Source organism: Acidovorax sp. AC410, from assembly GCF_979253235.1.
In genome coordinates, this window is sequence record NZ_CEEDCG010000001.1 from 4,783,837 (window position 1) to 4,802,761 (window position 18,925).

Below are 18,925 nucleotides of genomic sequence, written 5' to 3' on the forward strand. Positions count from 1 at the left end.
CACTTCTGGGCAGTCGGATCGAATTCAGTGGTACGGCGGGGCCGGGGTGAACCGGACACATACATCGGCGCTCGTGGACATTCCAAGTTCGCTGGCGATGGGCATCTTTCCAGCTTCGCTGAGTCGCCTTCTTGGGTGATGCAGGGTAGGGGCGCTGACAGCTAGACTTCGGCTGTCGGCCAAGAGCAGCCGGTCAAATCAAATGAAAGCGGGCGCTCAACGTTGGAGATAAGCGGCAAACAACGGCGGCACGTAATGGGCAAAAGCGCACGACAGTTGGCCGCTGTTGTTTATCCGCTTGATTGACTGGTTAGACCTGACGCATCAGCTTGACTCACAAATGACTAGCGCCAGAAGCGCCACCTGGGACGCCTTGGAGATGCGCCACCTTCCGCTGCGTTGGAATTGGTGGAGCACCAAACAAGAGCGCTACCATCTCCTTATTGAGCCCTTCAGGGACGGGTTGTTGGAATGACAAGACTTCGGCCCCGTTGACTAAAACTCGAAGCGTGCTCTCTGACCAAACATAGACCGCCGTTGCTCCGGTGATGCCTCAATCTCTAGCTTTCCCTCAACGGGCGACTTAGCTCGCAGTTCAATTGCCGTGCCTGCAGGAAATGCGAAACCTTCAGCCCAAGGCTCAAACCACAAGTGCAACGTGCGGCTCTTTGGTGCCTCAAGTTGGAGGATCTGCTCGTGCATGTTGCAAATGCCTAACGTGAAGATGACCGGCGCACCGCAACTGCGGCGAAAGCCGCGGCCTGCTGCTGTGCGTCCATGTCGATTGGCACGTTATGTTGCATCCCACACGCTCCCTTTGATCTCATCAATCTTTCCGGCCGCGAGTAGGTCCCATAGCCGAAATGCTTCGCTCTCGCTTACGTTGATTCGCTCCAACTCCGGCTCGAGCTCGCGCTCATAGTCTTGATCGGACCATTGCGAGAAATATACGGTCTTGCTGCGATAAATGTTTAAGAGATACATCGGGCCGTCATCGAACCCATAGCGGAGCGATGCGTTAGGGTGCTCAGCATAGTCACGCTCCGTCATGGACGGAATGTTCTCGTGATAAACCTCCGCCAACCCGCGTCGCAGTTGATCCGTGGTGGGTTCGCGAGTGTCGCCGCCGTACCGCGTCGAGAGGATGACCCAGGGCCTTTGCTCAGACGAGCTCATTCCGGTGGCATATAACGTTCAAGTTCAGCGGACGCTGGGGCGGTCCACTGCAACGCCCGGTTAGGTTTCTGGCTGCCGAACACCCTCTTGTGCCAGTACATGTGCGGCGCAGCAAACCAATGCTCGTTTTTGGATGTCTGAAACTGAGCGAGCTGCGCCATCGGAATTTCGTAGCGGCTGAACAATGAAAGCAGATCTCGCAGGGATGCCTCGGACAGCCTAGAGCGAATTACCAAGGTGTCTTGCTCCCAGCGCAAAAAGCCGGGGATCTCCGCAGCCCACTGAAAGAGGTGCTTCTCGTCCAGCTGCGAACCGAACCAGATACCAGAGCAGTCTAGGTGAACCATGCGAAACCTAAAGATGATGGGCGGCTACGAAGGCCAGAATCGGCCGAGGCTGTGTGAAAACGCGCGTTGCGCCCTTGACCTGTCAGTCGACTCAGAAGTCGACCGCTCAGATCGGCCTACAACGCACGATCTCGATGCGAGCAAGGGTTGAATTACCCCTGCAAAAGTCGTCTATCGACGTTTTCACACAGCCTCGGCCAGAAGGAGTCATTCCGCGATAGAGTAAGCCATATGGAACACCCGACACGCATCCTAAGGGCCGCATTGGAAGCAGGCACATCTTTTGAGGGCGCCCTTCTCGAGTTGCGCGCAGCTGGCGCCACCCCGATACAAACAATCAAGGCCATTAGTGAAGTGCGAGGGTGCGGCCTTGGCGATGCGAAGCAAGTGTTTGCCGCCTCTCCCGCATGGGCAAAGGAGGTTCAGGCGGGGACAGTGTTGCATGATCAAGTGCTGTCATTGATGTCGATCGGCTCGAACTGAACACCTTGGCTATGCTCTGACGGTTGCTCAATGCGGTGCCCATGTGCTCGCTGATATGCCTGCAACACAATGGTCTAGGTTCTGCGCACTGTCGGCTTTGGGCCCAAAGCTGCTGCTGCTAGTAAGGCAGCAATCGGCCAAGAGCTGCTCCTGGGCGCCCGCGCACAGGGGCCAGAGCAGGCAAAGGCCCAACCACAGCAGCGACGGCAGGGTGAACGGCGTGGTGGACGGCGCCGTGGCGTGCGCGGAGCGTGGAGATGGGTTTATGTCGTCGGTGCAAGCAAGATGGCAAGGGGGTGAGGCAGCCGTTGCTGCCGTGGCTGGTGTCGCAGCCGTTTGCAATGTGCTGCCTCAATGGCAGACCCGCGCGTTGCGCCATTCCGGAAACACCACCTCGAAAGTCTCGCCCTTGCGCCGCAGGGACATCGTGGAGGTGCAGCCGTCGCCCACGGTGACCGAGAACCGGTCGCCGTTGTCGTACGACGTTATGAAAAATTTCCGCTCGTCCGCGGCCAACTGCTGGGCGAAGTTCAGGATACGCAGGACCAGCGCGGTCGGCATGGTAGTGGACACGCCTGCCGCAATGCCGTTGTCAAAGGCGATCAGGTCATGGCCCCGACAGGTCCACTGCGCTTGCTCGAATTTGCAGTTTCCGACCCGTTTGCGCTGGTAACCGGGTCCGGTCTCGAACACCTCTGTCGAAAAACTCGCGTAAGGGGCAGACCGGGGGCTGTCCTTGCGCAGGATGTCTTCGGGGTAGACGTACGTTAAAAGCTCGGTGATGGCGAGGTCCGGCCGCGGCAAGGCAATGGAGCCGCGCAGCTTGGCCATGCTCACGCCATCGAGCTCCACGGCCGTGATGGGCAAAGACATCCCCGCGCCAGCGCCCAAGCTGGCGCTGGCCAGTAGCGCAGCCAGGGTGGTGCGCCAGATCTGCCGTCGCATCGGTGGTTCTCCCTCTCAGTCGCGTGCCGTGCACGGTGGTGCGTGCAGCAGTGCGAGTCGTACAGAAAATCCAGCGCTCCGGCGTTGGCAGCCTTGATCCAGCCGATGGACAGCAGCGTGGAGAGGGCTAGGAGCCAGAAATGCCGCCAGCGCACTCGGTGTGCCACCACAGCCAACATGCCCACGATGCCATACCAAACAAGCTCCACCGTGAGTGTCCACCCTACGTATGCGTCCGGCTATCCCATCTTGAATCTATCAGCTGAAACAGGTTCTCGGGTTCCCCAACGATAAGGTCCTCCACTCGATCAGAAAGACTGTGGTGACCTTGCTGGAAAACGCTGGGAACTCGGAGAACCTCTCAGCGGACATCGTGGGCCATGAGAAGCCACGCATCACCTACGGACTGTACTGCGGCGGTCACTCGCTGGCTCCTAAGAACCTGTTCAAGGTCTTTTTGCAGCCGCGTTGGGGCGCAATCGGGATGAGTGGATGCTTCGGATGCGCCGCATGGGCTCATGCCCATGCAAGCAGCCGGGGCGTCCAATCGCCCGATTTCGCCCCAACCCTTCGGGCAAGTGCCTTTTCGGGCGGTCTGCGGCGTTGCGGCGCTTGCCGATAGCACGGGCTATCGGCTGCGCACCGCGCCTAGCATCCCATCCCGAAAAGGGACTTGCGCGGCTTCAAAAAGACGTTGAACAGGTTCTAAGAAGGAAGCCATCGAGAAGGTTCGGTATCCTGGGATCAATCAGGAAGCCTGACCTGGATCACCGCATGGGGGACGGAGATGGAGAGACTGGAATCACGGATTGCAATGCCGGCGGGGCGGCCGATGCTGCCTGGCAGGTCCACTGCTGCAAATCCCCGGCGTCCCACCTGTCCCACGGGGGTGCTGACCTGGCCGCCAGGAGTGATCTTGCGGATCACACTGTTGGCAGGGTCGGAGACATACACGTTGCCTTTGTTGTCCACCGCGAGGCTGGCGGTCTTTGGCTCCTCTGGCCAATCCACCGAGAACAGGGCCGCTGAACCAAGGCCATCGGCATGGCCGGGGGGGGCGTCAGGGTTACCTGCCAAAGTGCTGACGAGCCCGGACGGAGTGATCTTGCGGATGGTTGGACCCAAGCTCTTGAAGTTGTTCAGGCTATCGACCACATAGAGGTTACCGGCTGCATCGGTGGTCATGTTGCCCAGCCACGAAAATCTTGCGGCTTGGCCTTGACCATCCGTGTGCCCCCACTGGGCTTCGCTGCCTGCGAACAATGTGGCTGTCCCTTTGGTGTCTATTTTGAAGATGACTCCTTGGTAGGAGGACGCATAGACGTTGCCTGTGCTGTCCGCAGCAATGCCGGTGATGGGGTTGACGGCGGGTCTGCCCGTGCCCGTCGATGGATCCACTTTCAGCAATGGATTCACATCCGCCAGAAGCACGGCCTCGCAATTGCGCAACTTCAGGATGCGGGAATCAATATAGGTGTAAAGGTTGCCTGCTCCGTCAGCGGCCAAGGCCGATCCGGGGACTGTGGAAACTCCACTTACAAGCAATTCCCTGCCCAGGCCTGTGATCGAAGTGCACCGCCCTCCGGGCTGGCCCAGGGTGCCTACCAGACCGTCTGCTTGCACAGTGCGGATGGTGTTGTTGCCCTTGTCGCGCACATACAGCATCCCCGATGCATCGAAGGCCAGCGCCGAAGGCTGGTCAAAGCGCGCGGCATCGCCTTGCCCATCTTTGGCCCCTGTGGGAGAAACCGGGCCTGCGACCACCGTGTACGTGCCCTGCTGTGTGTAGCTGCGCAACTGCACGTATTTATAGGAGGTACTGCTGCCGCCGATGCCTTCGGCCACCAGGAATTGGCCATTGGCTTTGGCCACCATGGTAATGGCCTGGCACAGGTCATCGTTGCTGCGTCCGCTGTAATTGTGGCAGTCGGATGGGGCGCTGACCAGGGTCGTGACACGTCCATCGCTGCCGACATGGCGAATGCCAAGCCGTACATACCGTATGGATGGGGGGCCGAGCATCAGTTCGGAGATCACCTCCTTGTCCAGCACAATCAGGCGATCAGCTGGGTCGAAGGTCATGGCCACGATGGTTTTGCCGAGCTGCCCTTCGGTGCCCGACACCGCAGTGGCCAGGCCGTTTGCCGAGTACTTGAGGATCAGTCCGGCGTCTGCTGCGTAGAGAGTCCCCGCAGAATCAGTGGCGAGGAGTGGGTTGCGTCCTCTGGTTTGGCTGGCGATTGTGCTCACTGCACCATCCGCAGTGATCTTGCGGATTCGACCTGTTTGAGCTTGACCAGGGAGATCAGCTTCTGACACATAGACCGTACCTGTCTTGTCTACGGCGATGCTGCTGGGGTTGCACAGGGTGGCGCCGTTGCCCACACCATCCTGGTTACCACATACCCCTGCCCGGCCAGCCAAGGTGGTCACGAGTCCTGCTGTGCTGATCTTGCGCACCAGGTGGTTCGCGGCATCGGCCACGTAGGTGTTTCCTGCTGCGTCCACGGCAACCGCAGCGGGGCGGTAGAACCGCGCGTTCTGGCCGTTGCCGTCCGAATAACTGGATGGGGTGCCAGGAGTGGCGCCCAAAGGCACCCAGCCTCCGGCCAAGGTACTGACTTGCTCGCCATTGGCGCTGAGCTTGCGTACCAGGTTATTGTTGGTATCTGCGATGACCACTTCCCCCGAACTGGTCAAGGCCATTCCCCCCACTTTCGTGCTGAAGCTCGCGGTCGTGCTTGTGGGGCCGTCCTGATTGCCTTCACTGACCGCATAACCAGCAAGGAGGGACAAGGTGGCCGAAGAAGAGGGTGGTGGGGCAGGCGTTTCGACCGAACTGCCGGAACCGCCTCCGCATGCGGAGAGCATGGGAACAATCAATACGGCTAAAAGGCCGATGCGTTGCTGTCGCTTTTTGAGTGCATGTTGTGTCATGAGTCGCCTTGTATGGGGTATCTGTCTTTCACGCAGCGGCAGTGCCGCCAGCGCTACGCGGGCTGCAGTCACGCGGCCGCTGCGGCGGTGCTGTTGCTGTTCGCGAGGGCGCGAGAAGGGCTGTGCAATGGGGGCGGGGTGGTGGTCGTCACTGGCATGGTCGAAACCCTCTCGGTTCAAAAGATAAAAAAGACAGCCCACCCGTGTAGCGCTCGCAGCAGTGCGGCGGTGCGGTGAGGTCCGCACGCAAGGGTGGGGCTGCTCCAATCTTTGCCGAGCCGCGGCGATCCGTCTGTGTCGGGTGTCACAAAGCGAGCGCGCGCACCCATTTGGGTGAGGCTGGGCGATGGGTGGGGCAGGCCCGCGCGGCGGCCGTGGTGTGTACGATCTTCCGACCCCGATGTGCAGCAAGGCCGAAATACGCACGGCTTTGTGCGCGATGCGAAACAGGTGCGGGCGCAACTGGCGCGTGTCGGTGCGGTGCGTGCCCGCGGCTACGCAGGGATGCCGCTGTGCGCGAGGTAGCCCCCGGTGAAACGCGGGTCGTCGGTCACCTCGCGGATCGCAAAGTCAGGTCCCGCAAATGCGGCCAGCAGTTCGGCGCTCGGGAACTCCGCCTCGGCCAGCACCAGGCCGGCGAGTTCGCCCAGGAACTCGTCGACGACCACGAACACGCCGTCCACCGGCACGAGCCGGTGCCGCAGCTTTCTGATGCGGCGCCCCGGCAGCGATGCGGCGAGCACTGCAAACTCCTCCTCGGGCAGGTAGATGGACGTGATCAGCCGGGTGTGGATGTCCACGTCCCCCTTGCGCGTGAGCCGCAGCCTGGGGGTGCCGCCGCCGACCGGGCGGGCCTCCCGCAGCCGCAGCCGCGCGCCGGTCACGTAGAGGTCGGTGATCGCCTCCGTGCGGTGAATGCGTTCGCGCGGCACTTCGTGGCACAGCCAGCGCCGCTCGCGCTCGATGGCAACGTAGTGGGGCTTGGGGAAGCCCAGGCGTTCTGCGGTCTCCTGGTCGATGCTGCTCACCGGCGCTCCTCTGTTCGTGGCGTCCTTGCGGGGTGGGCATGATGCCATGGGCAGGCCCAGTGAGGGCGGGTGCTCAGGCCTCGTCCTCCGGCGGGGGCGTGTACTCCTCGGGCGCGGTGATGTGGCCGGCTTCGAGCTGCGCGTGCATGTCCTGCTCCAGCGCAATCTCCCGCAGCAACCGAAGGCGCTGGCGCGCCTGCCCGATGGTCAGCGGCTCCTCGGACGACGCCTGTGCGTGGGCACGCCCTGCCAGCGCCGCATCAAAGACCACCAGCGGCAGGGTCCCCGCCTCGATGCCCTGCAGCAGCGCCACGATCTGGGCCTTGCTAGCGGGCCACTCGCCCGAGAACACCGCGATGTCCAGCACGGACTCCTGTGCCGCCGCCCGGCGCCGGATCTCGGCGATGGAGTGTGGGCTGACGCGCCGAATGGCCGCGATCTGCTGGGCGCTGAGGTCCGGGTGCGATGGCTTGAAGCGAAAGCAGCGGTGGCTCATGGTGGCGGGTGGGGTGTATGGGGAGGCATCATCCCATGCTTGGCGAAATGCCGCGGCGGCCTTGCTCCCACGCAGACACCAGCATCACACGATGGACGAATTCAACTCTTCAGGATATGAACGCCAGCCATCTGCGCCCATTGGATCGCCTTGCTCTCCACAGCTTGGGAAACAAAATAGAAAATGCAGGTGTCATCCCAGCTCTCGTAGAACGCACAGCCCAGCTCTGGAAGCACCACATGAAAATGCCGATGTTTGAGAAGCTTTCCACCATTGGCTTGGCAATAGCTTGCGAGATCAACAGCAGATACAAAGCTTCTAAAAACGCACCGGTCTTTGTCGCGGCCACGCATAACGAAGGACAATACCTCCGTATCCTGTGCCATGTATCGACAGAAACTGCTGAGCAGACCATCGCGACGCTTCTGCTCATCACGAGGCACATTCTCAAGCAAAGCGCAGGCCTCCGCCTTTGAGAGCCAGTGGTCAAACACCGACACAGCCAGCGTTTGGACATCGTCGGGAATGTCTCCGACGTGAACCTCCGCAAGCCAGGGAAACTGCCTGTGCAGGTCCACTTCTCGGGCTTTTGACACCCTCCGTATGCGCCGATGTGTATGCATGAAAACGATGGTCATTGCATGCCAGTTCTTAACGGAAGACTCATTCCACGTGTCGGGGTTGCGCAGATTTCCGGTCAGGCGCGACCGACGGCAAGCCCAAGGCCTGCAAGATGAGTGCGTGGTAGGCGGGCCAATCTTACCTTGAGTTATCGATCGCCAGCTTTGAAAGTGGAAGGCGTTCAAACAGCCCGTCAGTCAGCCGCCGGTAGTCCTGGTACAGGGCAATCAACCCCTCCAGCCCTGTCAACCCGCGGCGCTTGCTGTACGGCGTTGCAAGCTTCCAGTTGACCTGGTATGCCACCCAGTCGGCGCCGCGCTCCTCGCACACGGTTCGGATGGCCTGCGCGACGTCCTCCTGCCAAAAATACACGACCAAAGGGTTCAGCGGAGCGAGGGCCGATGCCAGTGCCTGGGTGTGGTCGTGCAGGGCAGCGGGGGTGGCCTCCATGAGGAACAGGTTCGTGAAGTCGCCATGGAACAGCTGGCCATCCATGACGCGGATGGTGCCGTCTGCCTGCGACTCCTCGACCAGCGCTGCCCACCTGCTGACGCTGCGCGCGGCCAATTGGGCGGGCGTTGCGTCGAGCCATGGTTGGAACCAGTGTTCCAACTCGTCTGTCGCTCGCACGGGATGCGGGTCGGTCCTTTCATGCACAGGCGAGGTGGCGTGGCCAGCGTCCTGAAGGCTTTGCGCGATGAACCGCATCGTGGTGGATTTGCCTGAGCCCATGATGCCCTCCACGATCACCAAGCGGTGGGCAGATGGGGCACAGGGCAGGGCTGGACGGAGGTGCATCGCTTTGTGTGGTGAGAAAATGGGTGCGGCCGGGCACACGGTAGGCTTCGTCGCCTGGCAAGCGGGCTCCGTGAATGCCCCGCATGCGCCAGCGGCACACTATAGCGGCGGGCGGCGCCCTGTTCGCCTGGCCTGTTGCAGGCCGTCAACAGGTCCCGCGCCACCGGATCAGCAACCGCTGCCAGCTTCGCCCAGGCAGAGCTCAGGCCTCCAGCAGCGCACCGTCCTCGCGCAGGCACGACTGCAGCTGCTGCACATCGGTGTCCTGCAGCCGCTGGGCGCCGGCCAGGGCGGCGGCCGTGCCCGCAGCCTGCCCCATCACGAAGCAACCCCCGCTGGCGCGCGCCGCAGACTGGCCTTCGTGGGTCATGGATGCGCAGCGGCCTGCCACCAGCAGATTCTCCAACACCGTGGGCACGAGCATCCTCCAGGGCAGGTCGTTGTAGGCCCTGCGCTCGTCCGTCGGGAAGCCCCAGGAGATGCCGCCTGCACGGTGCAGCTCCATGGGCCAGGCGTTGAAGCCGATCCGGTCGTCAAAGCGGGCCGATCCGAGAATGTCATCGCCCGTCAGCGCATACAGGCCCTCGATGCGGCGGGTTTCGCGGATGCCGATCTGCGGCGCGATCTCCACGATGCGCGAGCCTTCGAACCCTGGAACCTGTTCGCGCAGGAACCGGAAGTACTCGGCGATCTGCCGGCGGCCCTCCACCTCGCCGTCGCTCAGCTCGACGGCGTTCACGGCGTTCATGGCCTGCCCTTGGGCATTGGCGATGGAGGTGACGTTCGCACGCCACTCCGCCGGATGGATCTGGGGCCGCAGGATCGCGCCTTCGCGGGGAAACTGGTACCTGCCCGGGAACTGTTCCTGCGCCCGTTCCATGAACCCGTTGATCGCCTTGAACTCGCCCACGGCCGGCAGCGCCCGATCGGCATCGACATGGCCGACCCGGAACATCGTCGAGGGGAACAGGCCGCTTCCGTGCCCATCGCCAACCTCGTGCGCAACGCCAGCGAAGGCCGCCACATCCGCGTCGCCGGAGCAGTCGATGAACACGTTGCCGCGAATCGCCTGCCGGCCCGATTTCGTCTCGACAACCAGCGCCTGTATGCGGTTGCCATCGCGCAGCACCCCTGCGGCCCGCGCGTGGAACAGCAACTGCACTCCCGCACCGAGCAGCCATTGGTCGGCCACGCATTTGTAGATGGAGGTGTCGTAGGAGCGCACCCGGATGCGCCCCTGCATGCCGTCCTGCGGCTGGTTCAGCCCTCCCTGCGCCTCCAGGCGGTCCAGCAGCTCGTCAACGACACCACGCACCAAGAGCTTCATCTCCCCTTCATGCCGGCCGTACAGGCCGGCAAAGTTGGTGACGCCGCCTGCCGTGCCCATGCCGCCCAGAAAGCCGTAGGACTCCACGAGCAGGGTCCGGGCCCCCCTGCGCGCCGCGCTCACCGCAGCCGCCAGTCCGGCCGGCCCGCCGCCCACCACCACCACGTCGTATTCACCAAAGACCGGCAGGTGGCGCGCGGGCTCCAGCAGTGTCGATGCAGCCATGTCGTTCTCTTCCTTCATGTGTCGGTCAATCAGTCAATCAATCCAGGGCGATGCGGTTGGCTTCGATCACCGGCTTCCAGCGTGCGATGTCGGCGCCGAGTTGTTTGCGCATGTCTTCGGGCGAACCGCCTGCGGGGTCCATGTACTGCGCGCGGAATCGCTCCACCATGGCCGGCTCGGCGAGGATCTGCGCGATCTGGTTCTGCAGGGTTTTCAGGATGGCGTCGGGGGTGCGAGCCGGCGCGACGAAGGCAATCCAGGCGTCCGCCTGGATGGCGGGCAGGCCGCTCTCTGCGAGGGTGGGAACGTGGGGGAGCGAGGGCGACCGCGTCGGCGAAGCCACGGCCAGGGCCGACAGCTTGCCTGCCTTGACGTGGGGCATGACCGCCGCCGCCGGCAGCAGCGCCATGTCGACCTCACCGGACAACAGGGCGGTGACGGCCGCCCCCGATCCGCGGTAGGGAATATGCACCGCATCGGCGCCGCTCTGGGCGGCCAGCGCGGCCATGCCCAGGTGCGAGATCGACCCGGCACCGATGGACGCAAACGTCAGCTTCGCCCCTTTCATGGTGGAGGCGAGCGCCTTGGCGTCGGTGCTCTCCAGCTTCTTGCCCACCACCAGCACGGAAGGCTGGGAGACGGCGATGGTGATGGGGGCAAGGTCCCTGGCGGGGTCGTAGGGCAGCTTCTTGAACAGCAGCGCGTTCACCCCGAGCGGGCCGGCGATGCTCACGCCGATGGTGCGGCCATCGGGGCTCGCCTTGGCAATCGCGTCGGTGCCGATGTTGCCCGCCGCACCGCTCTTGTTCTCGACCACGAAGGGCTGGTGCAGCCGGGCCGCCAGCCGCTCGCCAATGGCCCGCGCGGCCAGGTCCGGGGTCGAGCCTGCATCGAAGGGCACCACGAGCCTGACGGGGCCTTGCGGCCACTCCTGGCTCCAGGCCGGCAGGCCGGCCAGGCAGAGGCATGCCAGTGCGGCAGCGCGTATGGATGGGAATGCGGTGAAAAAAATGGACCGCGTGTCGGATGCCATGGTTGTTGTCTCCTTCTGTGTCCCCCGAATGCGGTACGGGGATTGCGCAAACTTTAGGGGGAGAGCAACATTGCGTCTATTTAATGCGCGGCATAGCTCTCAGCAGGATTTGAAATAATGGACATGCGGCTGCTCTCCGTGTTCGATGAGGTCTACAAGACGCGCAGCGTGTCGCGCGCGGCGGAAAACCTGGACATTCCCCAGACGTCGGTGAGCCTGGCCCTGGCGCGGCTGCGGCGGCAGTTCAACGACGCGTTGTTCGTGCGAACTGCGCAGGGCATGGTGCCCACGCCGCATGCGGCCGATCTGCTCGTGCCCCTGCGGCAAGCGCTGGAACTGCTGCGCAGCGCCACCAAGCAGCAGGTGGTCTTTGACCCGCTGACCTCGAAGCGGCACTTTCGCATCAGCATGACCGACGTCAGCCATCTGGAGTTTCTGCCGCGACTGGTCAAGAAGGTCGAGACAGTGGCCCCGGGCATCCAGATCGAGGTGCTGCGGATCGCCCCCGAAACGGCGGCCCGCCTGGAATCCGGCGATACCGATCTGGCCGTGGGCTACATGCCCGAACTCGATGCGGGCTTCTACCAGCAAAAGCTCTTCGAGGAAGGGTTTGCCTGCGTGGTGAGAAAAGCGCACCCGCGCCTGGCCTCGCGGGTCACCCGGCCGCTCTACCGGCGGGAACGCCACGTGGCCATCATTGCACCGGGCACGGGGCATGGCTTGCTGGAGCAGGAGCTCAAGCGCCTCAAGATGCAGCGCGATGTGGTGCTGACCCTGCACACGCTGCCGGGCCTGGGCAACCTGTTGGCGCAGACCGACCTGGTCGCCACGGTGCCCGCACGCGTCGCCCAGACCCTGGCACGGATTGCGGCGGTGCGCCTTGTGCAGACCTCGTTCCCGTTGCCGACCTTTGCCATCAAGCAGCACTGGCACGAGCGCTTCCACCACGATCCCGGGAACCGATGGCTGCGCTCGATGCTTGCGGAACTGTTCCTGGAGTGAAGGGGCGGTGCAAGGCGCCACAGGCGTGTCGCCAAGAACCATTCGCACCCAGGCGGTGCAACTGACAACCCGAAGCCCTACCTGTCCGGGGGAGGGTCAACCCGCGTTCTCCACCCCATACTGCGCAGCGCGCCGGTAAGGCCGAATCCGGGGTGCGTGCTTCCTTCTTTGATTCAGTCATTTTTCCCTTCATTCCTTTTTGTTTTGAAAGGCGGATCCCCATGAATTTCCTGGACCTGTTGGCCCATCCCTTGCAGGCGCTGCAGACCGCTGTACCCCGCCAACTGGCGGCGAAACTGGGAATCGTGTGCACCCTGTTCGCTGCCGCGCTCGGTGCCCACGCCGCAACGGTCGTGAAGTTCGCAACCGGTTCGTCCAACTCGGCCGCCGTCCTGAGCGATGGAACGCTGTGGACCTGGGGCAACAACATGAACGGGCAACTGGGCAACGGCACCTCCGTCGATGCGGGCAAGCCGGTGCAGATCGGCGCCGGCTTCACCCAGGTGGCGGTGGGCAGCCGCTACATGGTGGCGCTCAAGGCCGATGGCAGCCTGTGGATGTGGGGCCACGCCCTGTTGAAGAGCAAGGTGTTCTACGAGACCTCGCCGGTGCAGATCGGCACGGGCTTTGCCAAGCTGTTGACGTCGGACACCGCCCAGAAGGCCGACGGCTCGGTCTGGTTCTGGGGCGATGCCAAAAGCGTCTACAGCGTGGCCGAAGGTGGCGGCGACAGCAATGCGCTGCTGGACCCGTTGCCCGCGGGCACCCAACAGCTGGTCACCGGCCCCTACAACGCACTGCTGGTGCTCGATGGCGGCGCCCTGCGCTTTGTGGCAACCAACCATTTCCTCAACACCTGGCGCACCGGCTATGGCAGCGCCGGCCCGGTGGACAGCAACTTCGAACAGGTCACGCTCAACGCAGTCACCGCTGCGGGGGTGAAGAAGGATGGAACCCTGTGGCAGTGGAAGGGCGATGAGCCGCCCGCATCGCTGGGCAGCGGCTACCGCCAGGTGGCCAAGGGTGCGGCCCACACGGTGGCGCTCAAGACCGATGGCTCGGTGTGGGCCTGGGGCTCCAACGCCAGCGGCCAGCTGGGCACGGCGTCCACCGGCGATGCAGAAAGCCCGCAACTGGTCGGCAGCGGTTATGCCCAGATCGCGGCGGCCAACCAGCACACCCTGGCCCTGACCTTGGAGGGCACCCTGATGGCCTGGGGCAGCAACAGCGTGGGGCAGTTGGGCACCGGGGCTGCCGGGGCCACGCCGGTCAAGCCAACGCCCGTGGTGTTCGACGGCACCGCGCCGCCACAGTTGGGCGAGATGACCGTGACGGGGCCGATGGAGCTCCAGACGCTCACGGTGCGGGTGCAGATCAGTAGCGAACACCTGGCCAGTGGCGTAGAGGGCGACGTCTATCTCATGGTCTTTGGGCCGGATTCATCGGGATTCAGCTACAACGGGTACGGTTTTGCACCCCTTACACCGTTCGGCATTCCCCAACCCTGGATCCACGGGCTGGAGAACAGGACCACCGTGCTGATCTCGAACCAGGATCTGCGCGCCTTGCGGGGCTCCACGCTGTATGTCGGTTACGGACTGAAGAGTGACAAGCAAAGCAGCACGCTGTACGAGATGATGGCCAGCAAGCGCTACCAGCTCGTCCACACCATACGGTAGATGAAAAAAGCCCGCGCAAGCGGGCTTTGTTTTTCTCGGCTTCAGTGGACTGGTGCGCGCGCTGGATGCGCGTATTTGCCTGTGCGCTCTGTCACAGACGCGCGCAGCACTCCCTGTTGGAATGGCGCTTGTGCCAACGCAAGCCTGGCCACCACAAATCGTTACGGCACTTGCAGGCGTCGAACCATAAAGTGGGGGTCTCGTACAAAAACGCCATCCATTTTTGAGGGAGCTCCATGCCATACACCGTACCCCCCACCCGACTGCGACGCACAGGCCTGCTGGCCACCCTCGCGGCCACCATGCTTGCCGCCCACGGGGGCGCCTTTGCGGACACCATCACGCCCGGCCTGGACGGCCCCGCCGACGTCGCGCGCATCAACTCCAATTGGAAGGGACTGGCCTTGGCCCCATCCGGTGAAGTCGTGATTGCAGACAGCGGCAACAACCTCATCCGCAGGCTCAGCGCCGACTACCGGCAGGTCACCACGGTGGCAGGTACCCTGGCGCCCAGTGTCTACTCGCTTCATTACGCGGATGGCAATGGCCCTGCCGCGAAGTTCGCCCTGCCGTCTGCAGTGGCGGTGGACGCCGCAGGCAACATCTACGTGGCAGACAACGGGAACCAGGTGGTGCGCAAGATCAGCCCCGCAGGGGATGTCACCACCCTGGCGGGCCAGCCAGGGGTGTGCGGCACGCAGGACGGCGTGGGCCAGGCCGCCACCCTGTGCAGCCCCAGCAGCATCGTCGTGGACAAGGCAGGCACGGTCTATGTGGCGCAGTCCACCCCCCGCGCGACCCCCAACGGCCCGCCCGTGTCCGGCCGGATCCGCAAGATCACAGCCGACGGTGTGGTGAGCACCTTCGTCAGCGCAACCAGCAAATACTCCTCGCAGGTTTTTGCCTTTTACCCCGACCGCACCTTCGCCAGTGTGATCCTGGCGATCGATTCTGCAGGCACCCTCTATTCGGCAGATTCCAATGACCATGTGATCCGCAAGTACGCCGCAGACGGCCAGGCCACTGTGGTGTCTGGCACCGAAGGGGCCGACACCGAAACCGAAGGCGAGGCCGACGGAGCGGCCAGCGTGGCCAGGTTTGGCGACCTGGTGGACATGGCGTTCGACCGGCAGGACCGCCTGTTCGTGTTGGATCGCAGGGACTGGGTGACGACCTTCCTGAGCCGCCAGTCCATCCGCCGTATCGATGCCGATGGCAGCGTCACGACCCTGGTCCGTTCCCCGAACGACTGCGACACCGTCCCCGTTCAACCGTCGGGCGTCTTGTGCAGCGTGCGCTCGATGACGGTGGGGGCCAATGGGGAGTTCCTGGTCGGAGAGCTCGCCAGGGACGCCAACAACAACGCCTACATGACCTTGCGCAGCTACACGCAGCAGGGCACGTCCAGCGTGGTCATCGGCCCCGGGGCTGTGGTACCTGCACCGGAAGTGGTGATCGCGGCCAGCCTGCAAGGCCCGCTGATCGACACCCGCATGGTGATCGACGTGAGCAACGTCCCTGCCATCCCCGGGCAGCAACTGTGGCTTGCGGTGTTGCACAATAGCCAGCTGATGTTTCTGGGCGGGAACGGCTTCGTGACCTTCCAGTGCCCGGGCGCCTGCGATGCGCCAGCCAACCGCGCCGCATCGGGCAGCCCGCAGCGCATCGAGTACCCGGGCCTGGACGTGCGCGGCTTCATCGGCGCCAAGATCTACATCGGCTGGGGCCGGTCGTTCGCCGAGATGGTGGACACCGGGCAGATGCGGGAAGCGCATACGGTGGTCTCGCCACCCTGAGGCGCGCAGTGAGCGTATTTTGGTCGCTGCTGGACAGTGGGGGCGCATGGGATTGGACAGAGGGAACGGCGGGCGGGAACTGGCCACACAGATCGGCTCTCGTGGACATTCCCAGGTCGCTGCGCTGACGATGGGCAACTGTTCGGCTTCCCCGGGTCGGCTCTTGGGTAGTGCAGGGCACTGGCGCGAACAGCCAGACTTTCGCTATCGGTCGAGGCTGTGTGAAAACGCGCGTTTTGCCCTCGGCTTGACGACTCAGCAAGAAATCGACCGCTCAGATCGACCTACAACGCACGATCTTGACGCGAACAAGGCTTGAAGTACCCCTGCAAAAGTCGTCTATCGACGTTTTCACACAGCCTTGGCCAGGAGCGGTCACTCACAGATTTCGCAAATGATTGGAACTGGAGTGAACCGCGTACTGACCGCCCTCGCGCTGTGTGCCCCCTTGATCGCAGGCGCTGCCGAGTTGGACATTTCCTGCATTGGCCCGGAGTCGGACGATTGCCCCATGGCGGTGAGCCTGAACCCGGACATGGAGGCCCTCTTCGCCTCGTTCGACGGCCAGCGCCACGGCGATGGCTCGGTGGGGCGCGTGGCCTTTTTGTGGTGCACTCCTTTCACGCTGATGGGCAATGCGCCACTGCAGTGGCTAGATGCATCCAGCACCACCACCTGCGCCTTGACCGGGAGATCCCGACCCGTCAACGGCGAACTGACCAAGCGGCAAATGGCGCAAGCCTCGCTGGTGTTCGAGACCCGGAGAAGTCAGGTTTATTGCAGCGCCATTGGCCGGCCGCCAGGGTGTACCACCATGCCTCTGTTCCCCGCCCGAGCGGACAAGGTGACGGTGGCGTGCATCACCGGCATGGGGGACGACTGCCCTGTGGTGGTTGATGCGACGCTCGACAAAGAGAGACTGATCGCGGGATTTCGCCAACTCAACGCAGACGGCACTGGCCGATGGACCGAATTCGAATGGTGCGGCAACAGCACCGCCGGCGGCCAGCCCAGTGGCTGGGTCCCCATCGGCCAGAACTGCGTCCTTTCAGGGAGTTTCAGGACAGTCAATGGCGAACTCTCCATGCGCCAACTCGCGCAAGGTTCAATTCAATTCACCACCCGCAAGATCGAAGCGGTATGCAAACTGGAAGGTGCGGGCACCGGCGAGACTGCCGGAAAACCGGTTTGCAGGCGGTGACAGCCTTGGCGCAACAGGCTGTCCGGTTTCGCCCGGCAAGACCGGATGCCGCTGATACGATGGATAAGCAGGCGTCCGCGGTGCTGCCTCCATGTCGCTGCAGGGTTTCCCATGAAGTTGTCACGAGGTGAGTATGAAAAACCTGATTCTTCTCGCAGTGCTGTCGCTGCCGATGTTTGCTACCGCTGGCACCATCAAGATTGCGTGCATAGGGCCTGAGGCCGCCGACTGCCCCGTGGCAGTCGATGTGACCTTGGAGAGAGAGAGTCTGACAGCTACGGTCGTTAGCGGGATGCGGGACCACACCACCTACACATCGACAACCCTCGGCTGGTGCGGACCCAACTCCTACATTGCCAAAGGCTACTGGTCTTCAAAATCGTGCAACGAAACGGGCAGCTTTCGTGTCATCGATGGTGAATACACAATGCGACAGCTTGCTGAGGGAATAATTCAGTTTGGTGTTTACCGACCGCTGGCGTTTTGCATGATGCTCCCCCAAGGCCCACGGTGCTACGACCAGTGAACGCTTAACCTGGAGGCAGACAACTGCGAATTTTGCCGGTCTGTTTGGAAGGCTGCTTTGGGCCGAGGCTGTGTGAAAACGCGTGTTGGACCGTCGGTTTGAAGGCCCGCCCAGAAATCGACCGCTCAGATCGGCCTACAACGCACGAGCTGGATGCGCGCAAGGGTTGAAGTACCCCCGCAAAAGTCGTCTATCGACGTTTTCACACAGCCCCGGACGAGAGCGGAAAGTCTAGCCCATCGCCCCAACTGGACTCAGCAATGGCTTGGCCGGCCTCTTGGTGCCCTCTGCTCGCGGTGCCGAACTCGGTGTCCACAGTGCCGAACGGGATGTCCAGGAGAGCCGAAATACGCGCAGTCCATCGCCTATGGCGGCGGAGTGTACGCGCCTGTCCTGGCCACCGCGGCGGCGCATCAGCGTTGCCGTAGGTTGTCGCGACGCAGCTTCTCCCAATAGCACGCGGCAAAAAACACCACCATCAGCACGGCGGTGGCCCAGATGAGCCGTTCGTAGTGGGCGTGCTGCGCGGCGGTGATGTAGCGGTAGAGACCATCGTGGTTGGTTACAAGCACGGTGTGGGCCGCATCCGGCATGGCGGTCCCACCTCGAATGGTCTTGTCGAACCAGTGCTGGGTGTACACGAAGCAGCCGGGGCCGCTCCACGCCATCGCATAGGTGATGCAACGCAGAAACCTGTTCAACGGATGCCTCCCCGGCGCGCAGAGAGAGCCATGAGCCATCAGTCCTCGCGCCCCCGCAGCAGGGCCTCCAGCATGTGCGTGTTGCCCTCGTCTAGGCTGCCGCCGTAGTCCACATGCTGCTGCAGCAGGCCGTGCCAGCACCGAAGGAACGGGGTGTCGGCCTGGCATGCGACCCTGTCGGTCTGCCAGCGGTGCGCGCAAGCTCGCAGCCCGGCTTCGATCTGCATGCGGGTGGCGAAGCACTCGGCACACAGCACCCGGTCTTGCCATATGTAGGCCTTGCGCACCTCGTAGGCCTCGCGCTGTTGCAGCGCGGTGAACACCGTCGCCTGCTTGCAGTGCTGGCAGGTGTAGTGGCGGTCACTGTACGCGTGGTGGAGCGGCAACTGGTAGGCGTACGACTGTTGGCTGCTGGCGGACCAGAGGTCGGGGCAAGCAGGCACTACCAGACTGGGAGTCGCTTGTTTTTTCTTTCCCATCCGTGTGTGCTTGCTTTCTATGGTGTTCAGCGCATCGCAGGGTAGCAGCTGTGGTACATGGTCCAAAGCGCTATTTCGCAAGAGCTTGTGTCGCCTGCACCTCCAGCGTGATCGCGATGGCCTGC

Annotated in this window: 18 protein-coding genes; 6 read left to right on the forward strand and 12 right to left on the reverse strand. The window is 63.1% G+C overall.

The genetic code is table 11. From position 1 onward, the window contains the following. Positions 1-792: 792 nt before the first annotated feature. Both AC0IZS_RS22225 and AC0IZS_RS22230 read right to left on the reverse strand, forming a co-directional pair. On the reverse strand, positions 793-1,176 hold the full coding sequence (locus AC0IZS_RS22225; protein WP_471637619.1) for a hypothetical protein: 384 nt from the start codon (positions 1,174-1,176) through the stop codon (positions 793-795). Then, complete coding sequence (locus AC0IZS_RS22230; protein ID WP_471637620.1) at positions 1,173-1,523, reverse strand: hypothetical protein; 351 nt, start codon at positions 1,521-1,523, stop codon at positions 1,173-1,175. The genes AC0IZS_RS22225 and AC0IZS_RS22230 overlap by 4 nt, the downstream gene beginning before the upstream one ends. A gap of 231 nt (positions 1,524-1,754) precedes the next feature. Between AC0IZS_RS22230 and AC0IZS_RS22235 the strand changes: the two genes are divergently transcribed. Continuing rightward, a complete protein-coding gene (locus AC0IZS_RS22235) occupies positions 1,755-2,006 on the forward strand; it encodes a hypothetical protein (protein WP_471637621.1) in 252 nt (83 codons plus the stop codon). Between the two features lie 351 nt (positions 2,007-2,357). Here AC0IZS_RS22235 and AC0IZS_RS22240 read toward each other — a convergent pair whose 3' ends face one another. From AC0IZS_RS22240 to AC0IZS_RS22275, 8 genes are all read right to left on the reverse strand, one after another. Beyond that, positions 2,358-2,951 carry a hypothetical protein gene (locus AC0IZS_RS22240; RefSeq protein ID WP_471637622.1) on the reverse strand — a complete coding sequence of 198 codons (594 nt, stop codon included), beginning with the start codon at positions 2,949-2,951 and terminating at the stop codon, positions 2,358-2,360. 744 nt (positions 2,952-3,695) lie between these two features. Continuing rightward, positions 3,696-5,888, reverse strand: coding sequence for an NHL repeat-containing protein (locus tag AC0IZS_RS22245; protein WP_471637623.1), 2,193 nt, complete (start codon positions 5,886-5,888; stop codon positions 3,696-3,698). 494 nt (positions 5,889-6,382) lie between these two features. Then, positions 6,383-6,964 (reverse strand): CYTH domain-containing protein, encoded by a 582-nt coding sequence (locus AC0IZS_RS22250; protein ID WP_471637624.1) that lies wholly within the window; start codon positions 6,962-6,964, stop codon positions 6,383-6,385. Positions 6,965-6,989: 25 nt separating this feature from the next. Next, positions 6,990-7,412, reverse strand: coding sequence for a hypothetical protein (locus tag AC0IZS_RS22255; RefSeq protein WP_471637625.1), 423 nt, complete (start codon positions 7,410-7,412; stop codon positions 6,990-6,992). A 101-nt stretch (positions 7,413-7,513) separates the two neighbouring features. Beyond that, positions 7,514-8,050 carry a hypothetical protein gene (locus tag AC0IZS_RS22260; protein ID WP_471637626.1) on the reverse strand — a complete coding sequence of 179 codons (537 nt, stop codon included), beginning with the start codon at positions 8,048-8,050 and terminating at the stop codon, positions 7,514-7,516. A gap of 121 nt (positions 8,051-8,171) precedes the next feature. Then, positions 8,172-8,786: a P-loop NTPase family protein gene (locus AC0IZS_RS22265; RefSeq protein ID WP_471637627.1), complete on the reverse strand. Its 615-nt coding sequence runs from the start codon at positions 8,784-8,786 to the stop codon at positions 8,172-8,174. A 247-nt stretch (positions 8,787-9,033) separates the two neighbouring features. After that, entirely contained in the window at positions 9,034-10,383 is a 1,350-nt protein-coding gene (locus AC0IZS_RS22270; RefSeq protein ID WP_471637628.1) for an FAD-dependent oxidoreductase, read from the reverse strand. A 37-nt stretch (positions 10,384-10,420) separates the two neighbouring features. Then, positions 10,421-11,416: a Bug family tripartite tricarboxylate transporter substrate binding protein gene (locus AC0IZS_RS22275; RefSeq protein WP_471637629.1), complete on the reverse strand. Its 996-nt coding sequence runs from the start codon at positions 11,414-11,416 to the stop codon at positions 10,421-10,423. A 123-nt stretch (positions 11,417-11,539) separates the two neighbouring features. On the opposite strand from AC0IZS_RS22275, the gene AC0IZS_RS22280 reads away from it, so the two are divergent. The 5 genes from AC0IZS_RS22280 (at position 11,540) to AC0IZS_RS22300 (ending at position 17,620) form a co-directional block, all read left to right on the forward strand. After that, positions 11,540-12,418: a LysR family transcriptional regulator gene (locus tag AC0IZS_RS22280; RefSeq protein WP_471637630.1), complete on the forward strand. Its 879-nt coding sequence runs from the start codon at positions 11,540-11,542 to the stop codon at positions 12,416-12,418. Positions 12,419-12,639: 221 nt separating this feature from the next. After that, positions 12,640-14,097: an RCC1 domain-containing protein gene (locus AC0IZS_RS22285; protein ID WP_471637631.1), complete on the forward strand. Its 1,458-nt coding sequence runs from the start codon at positions 12,640-12,642 to the stop codon at positions 14,095-14,097. 236 nt (positions 14,098-14,333) lie between these two features. Further along, positions 14,334-15,893 carry an NHL repeat-containing protein gene (locus tag AC0IZS_RS22290; RefSeq protein WP_471637632.1) on the forward strand — a complete coding sequence of 520 codons (1,560 nt, stop codon included), beginning with the start codon at positions 14,334-14,336 and terminating at the stop codon, positions 15,891-15,893. Positions 15,894-16,302: 409 nt separating this feature from the next. After that, positions 16,303-17,094 carry a hypothetical protein gene (locus AC0IZS_RS22295; RefSeq protein WP_471637633.1) on the forward strand — a complete coding sequence of 264 codons (792 nt, stop codon included), beginning with the start codon at positions 16,303-16,305 and terminating at the stop codon, positions 17,092-17,094. Between the two features lie 133 nt (positions 17,095-17,227). Next, positions 17,228-17,620, forward strand: a complete 393-nt coding sequence (locus AC0IZS_RS22300) for a hypothetical protein (RefSeq protein WP_471637634.1) — start codon at positions 17,228-17,230, stop codon at positions 17,618-17,620. 413 nt (positions 17,621-18,033) lie between these two features. On the opposite strand, the gene AC0IZS_RS22305 is transcribed toward AC0IZS_RS22300, so the two are convergent. Then, entirely contained in the window at positions 18,034-18,321 is a 288-nt protein-coding gene (locus AC0IZS_RS22305; RefSeq protein WP_471637635.1) for a hypothetical protein, read from the reverse strand. Positions 18,322-18,359: 38 nt separating this feature from the next. Continuing rightward, positions 18,360-18,764 (reverse strand): zinc-ribbon domain containing protein, encoded by a 405-nt coding sequence (locus AC0IZS_RS22310; protein WP_471637636.1) that lies wholly within the window; start codon positions 18,762-18,764, stop codon positions 18,360-18,362. Positions 18,765-18,925 lie beyond the last annotated feature (161 nt).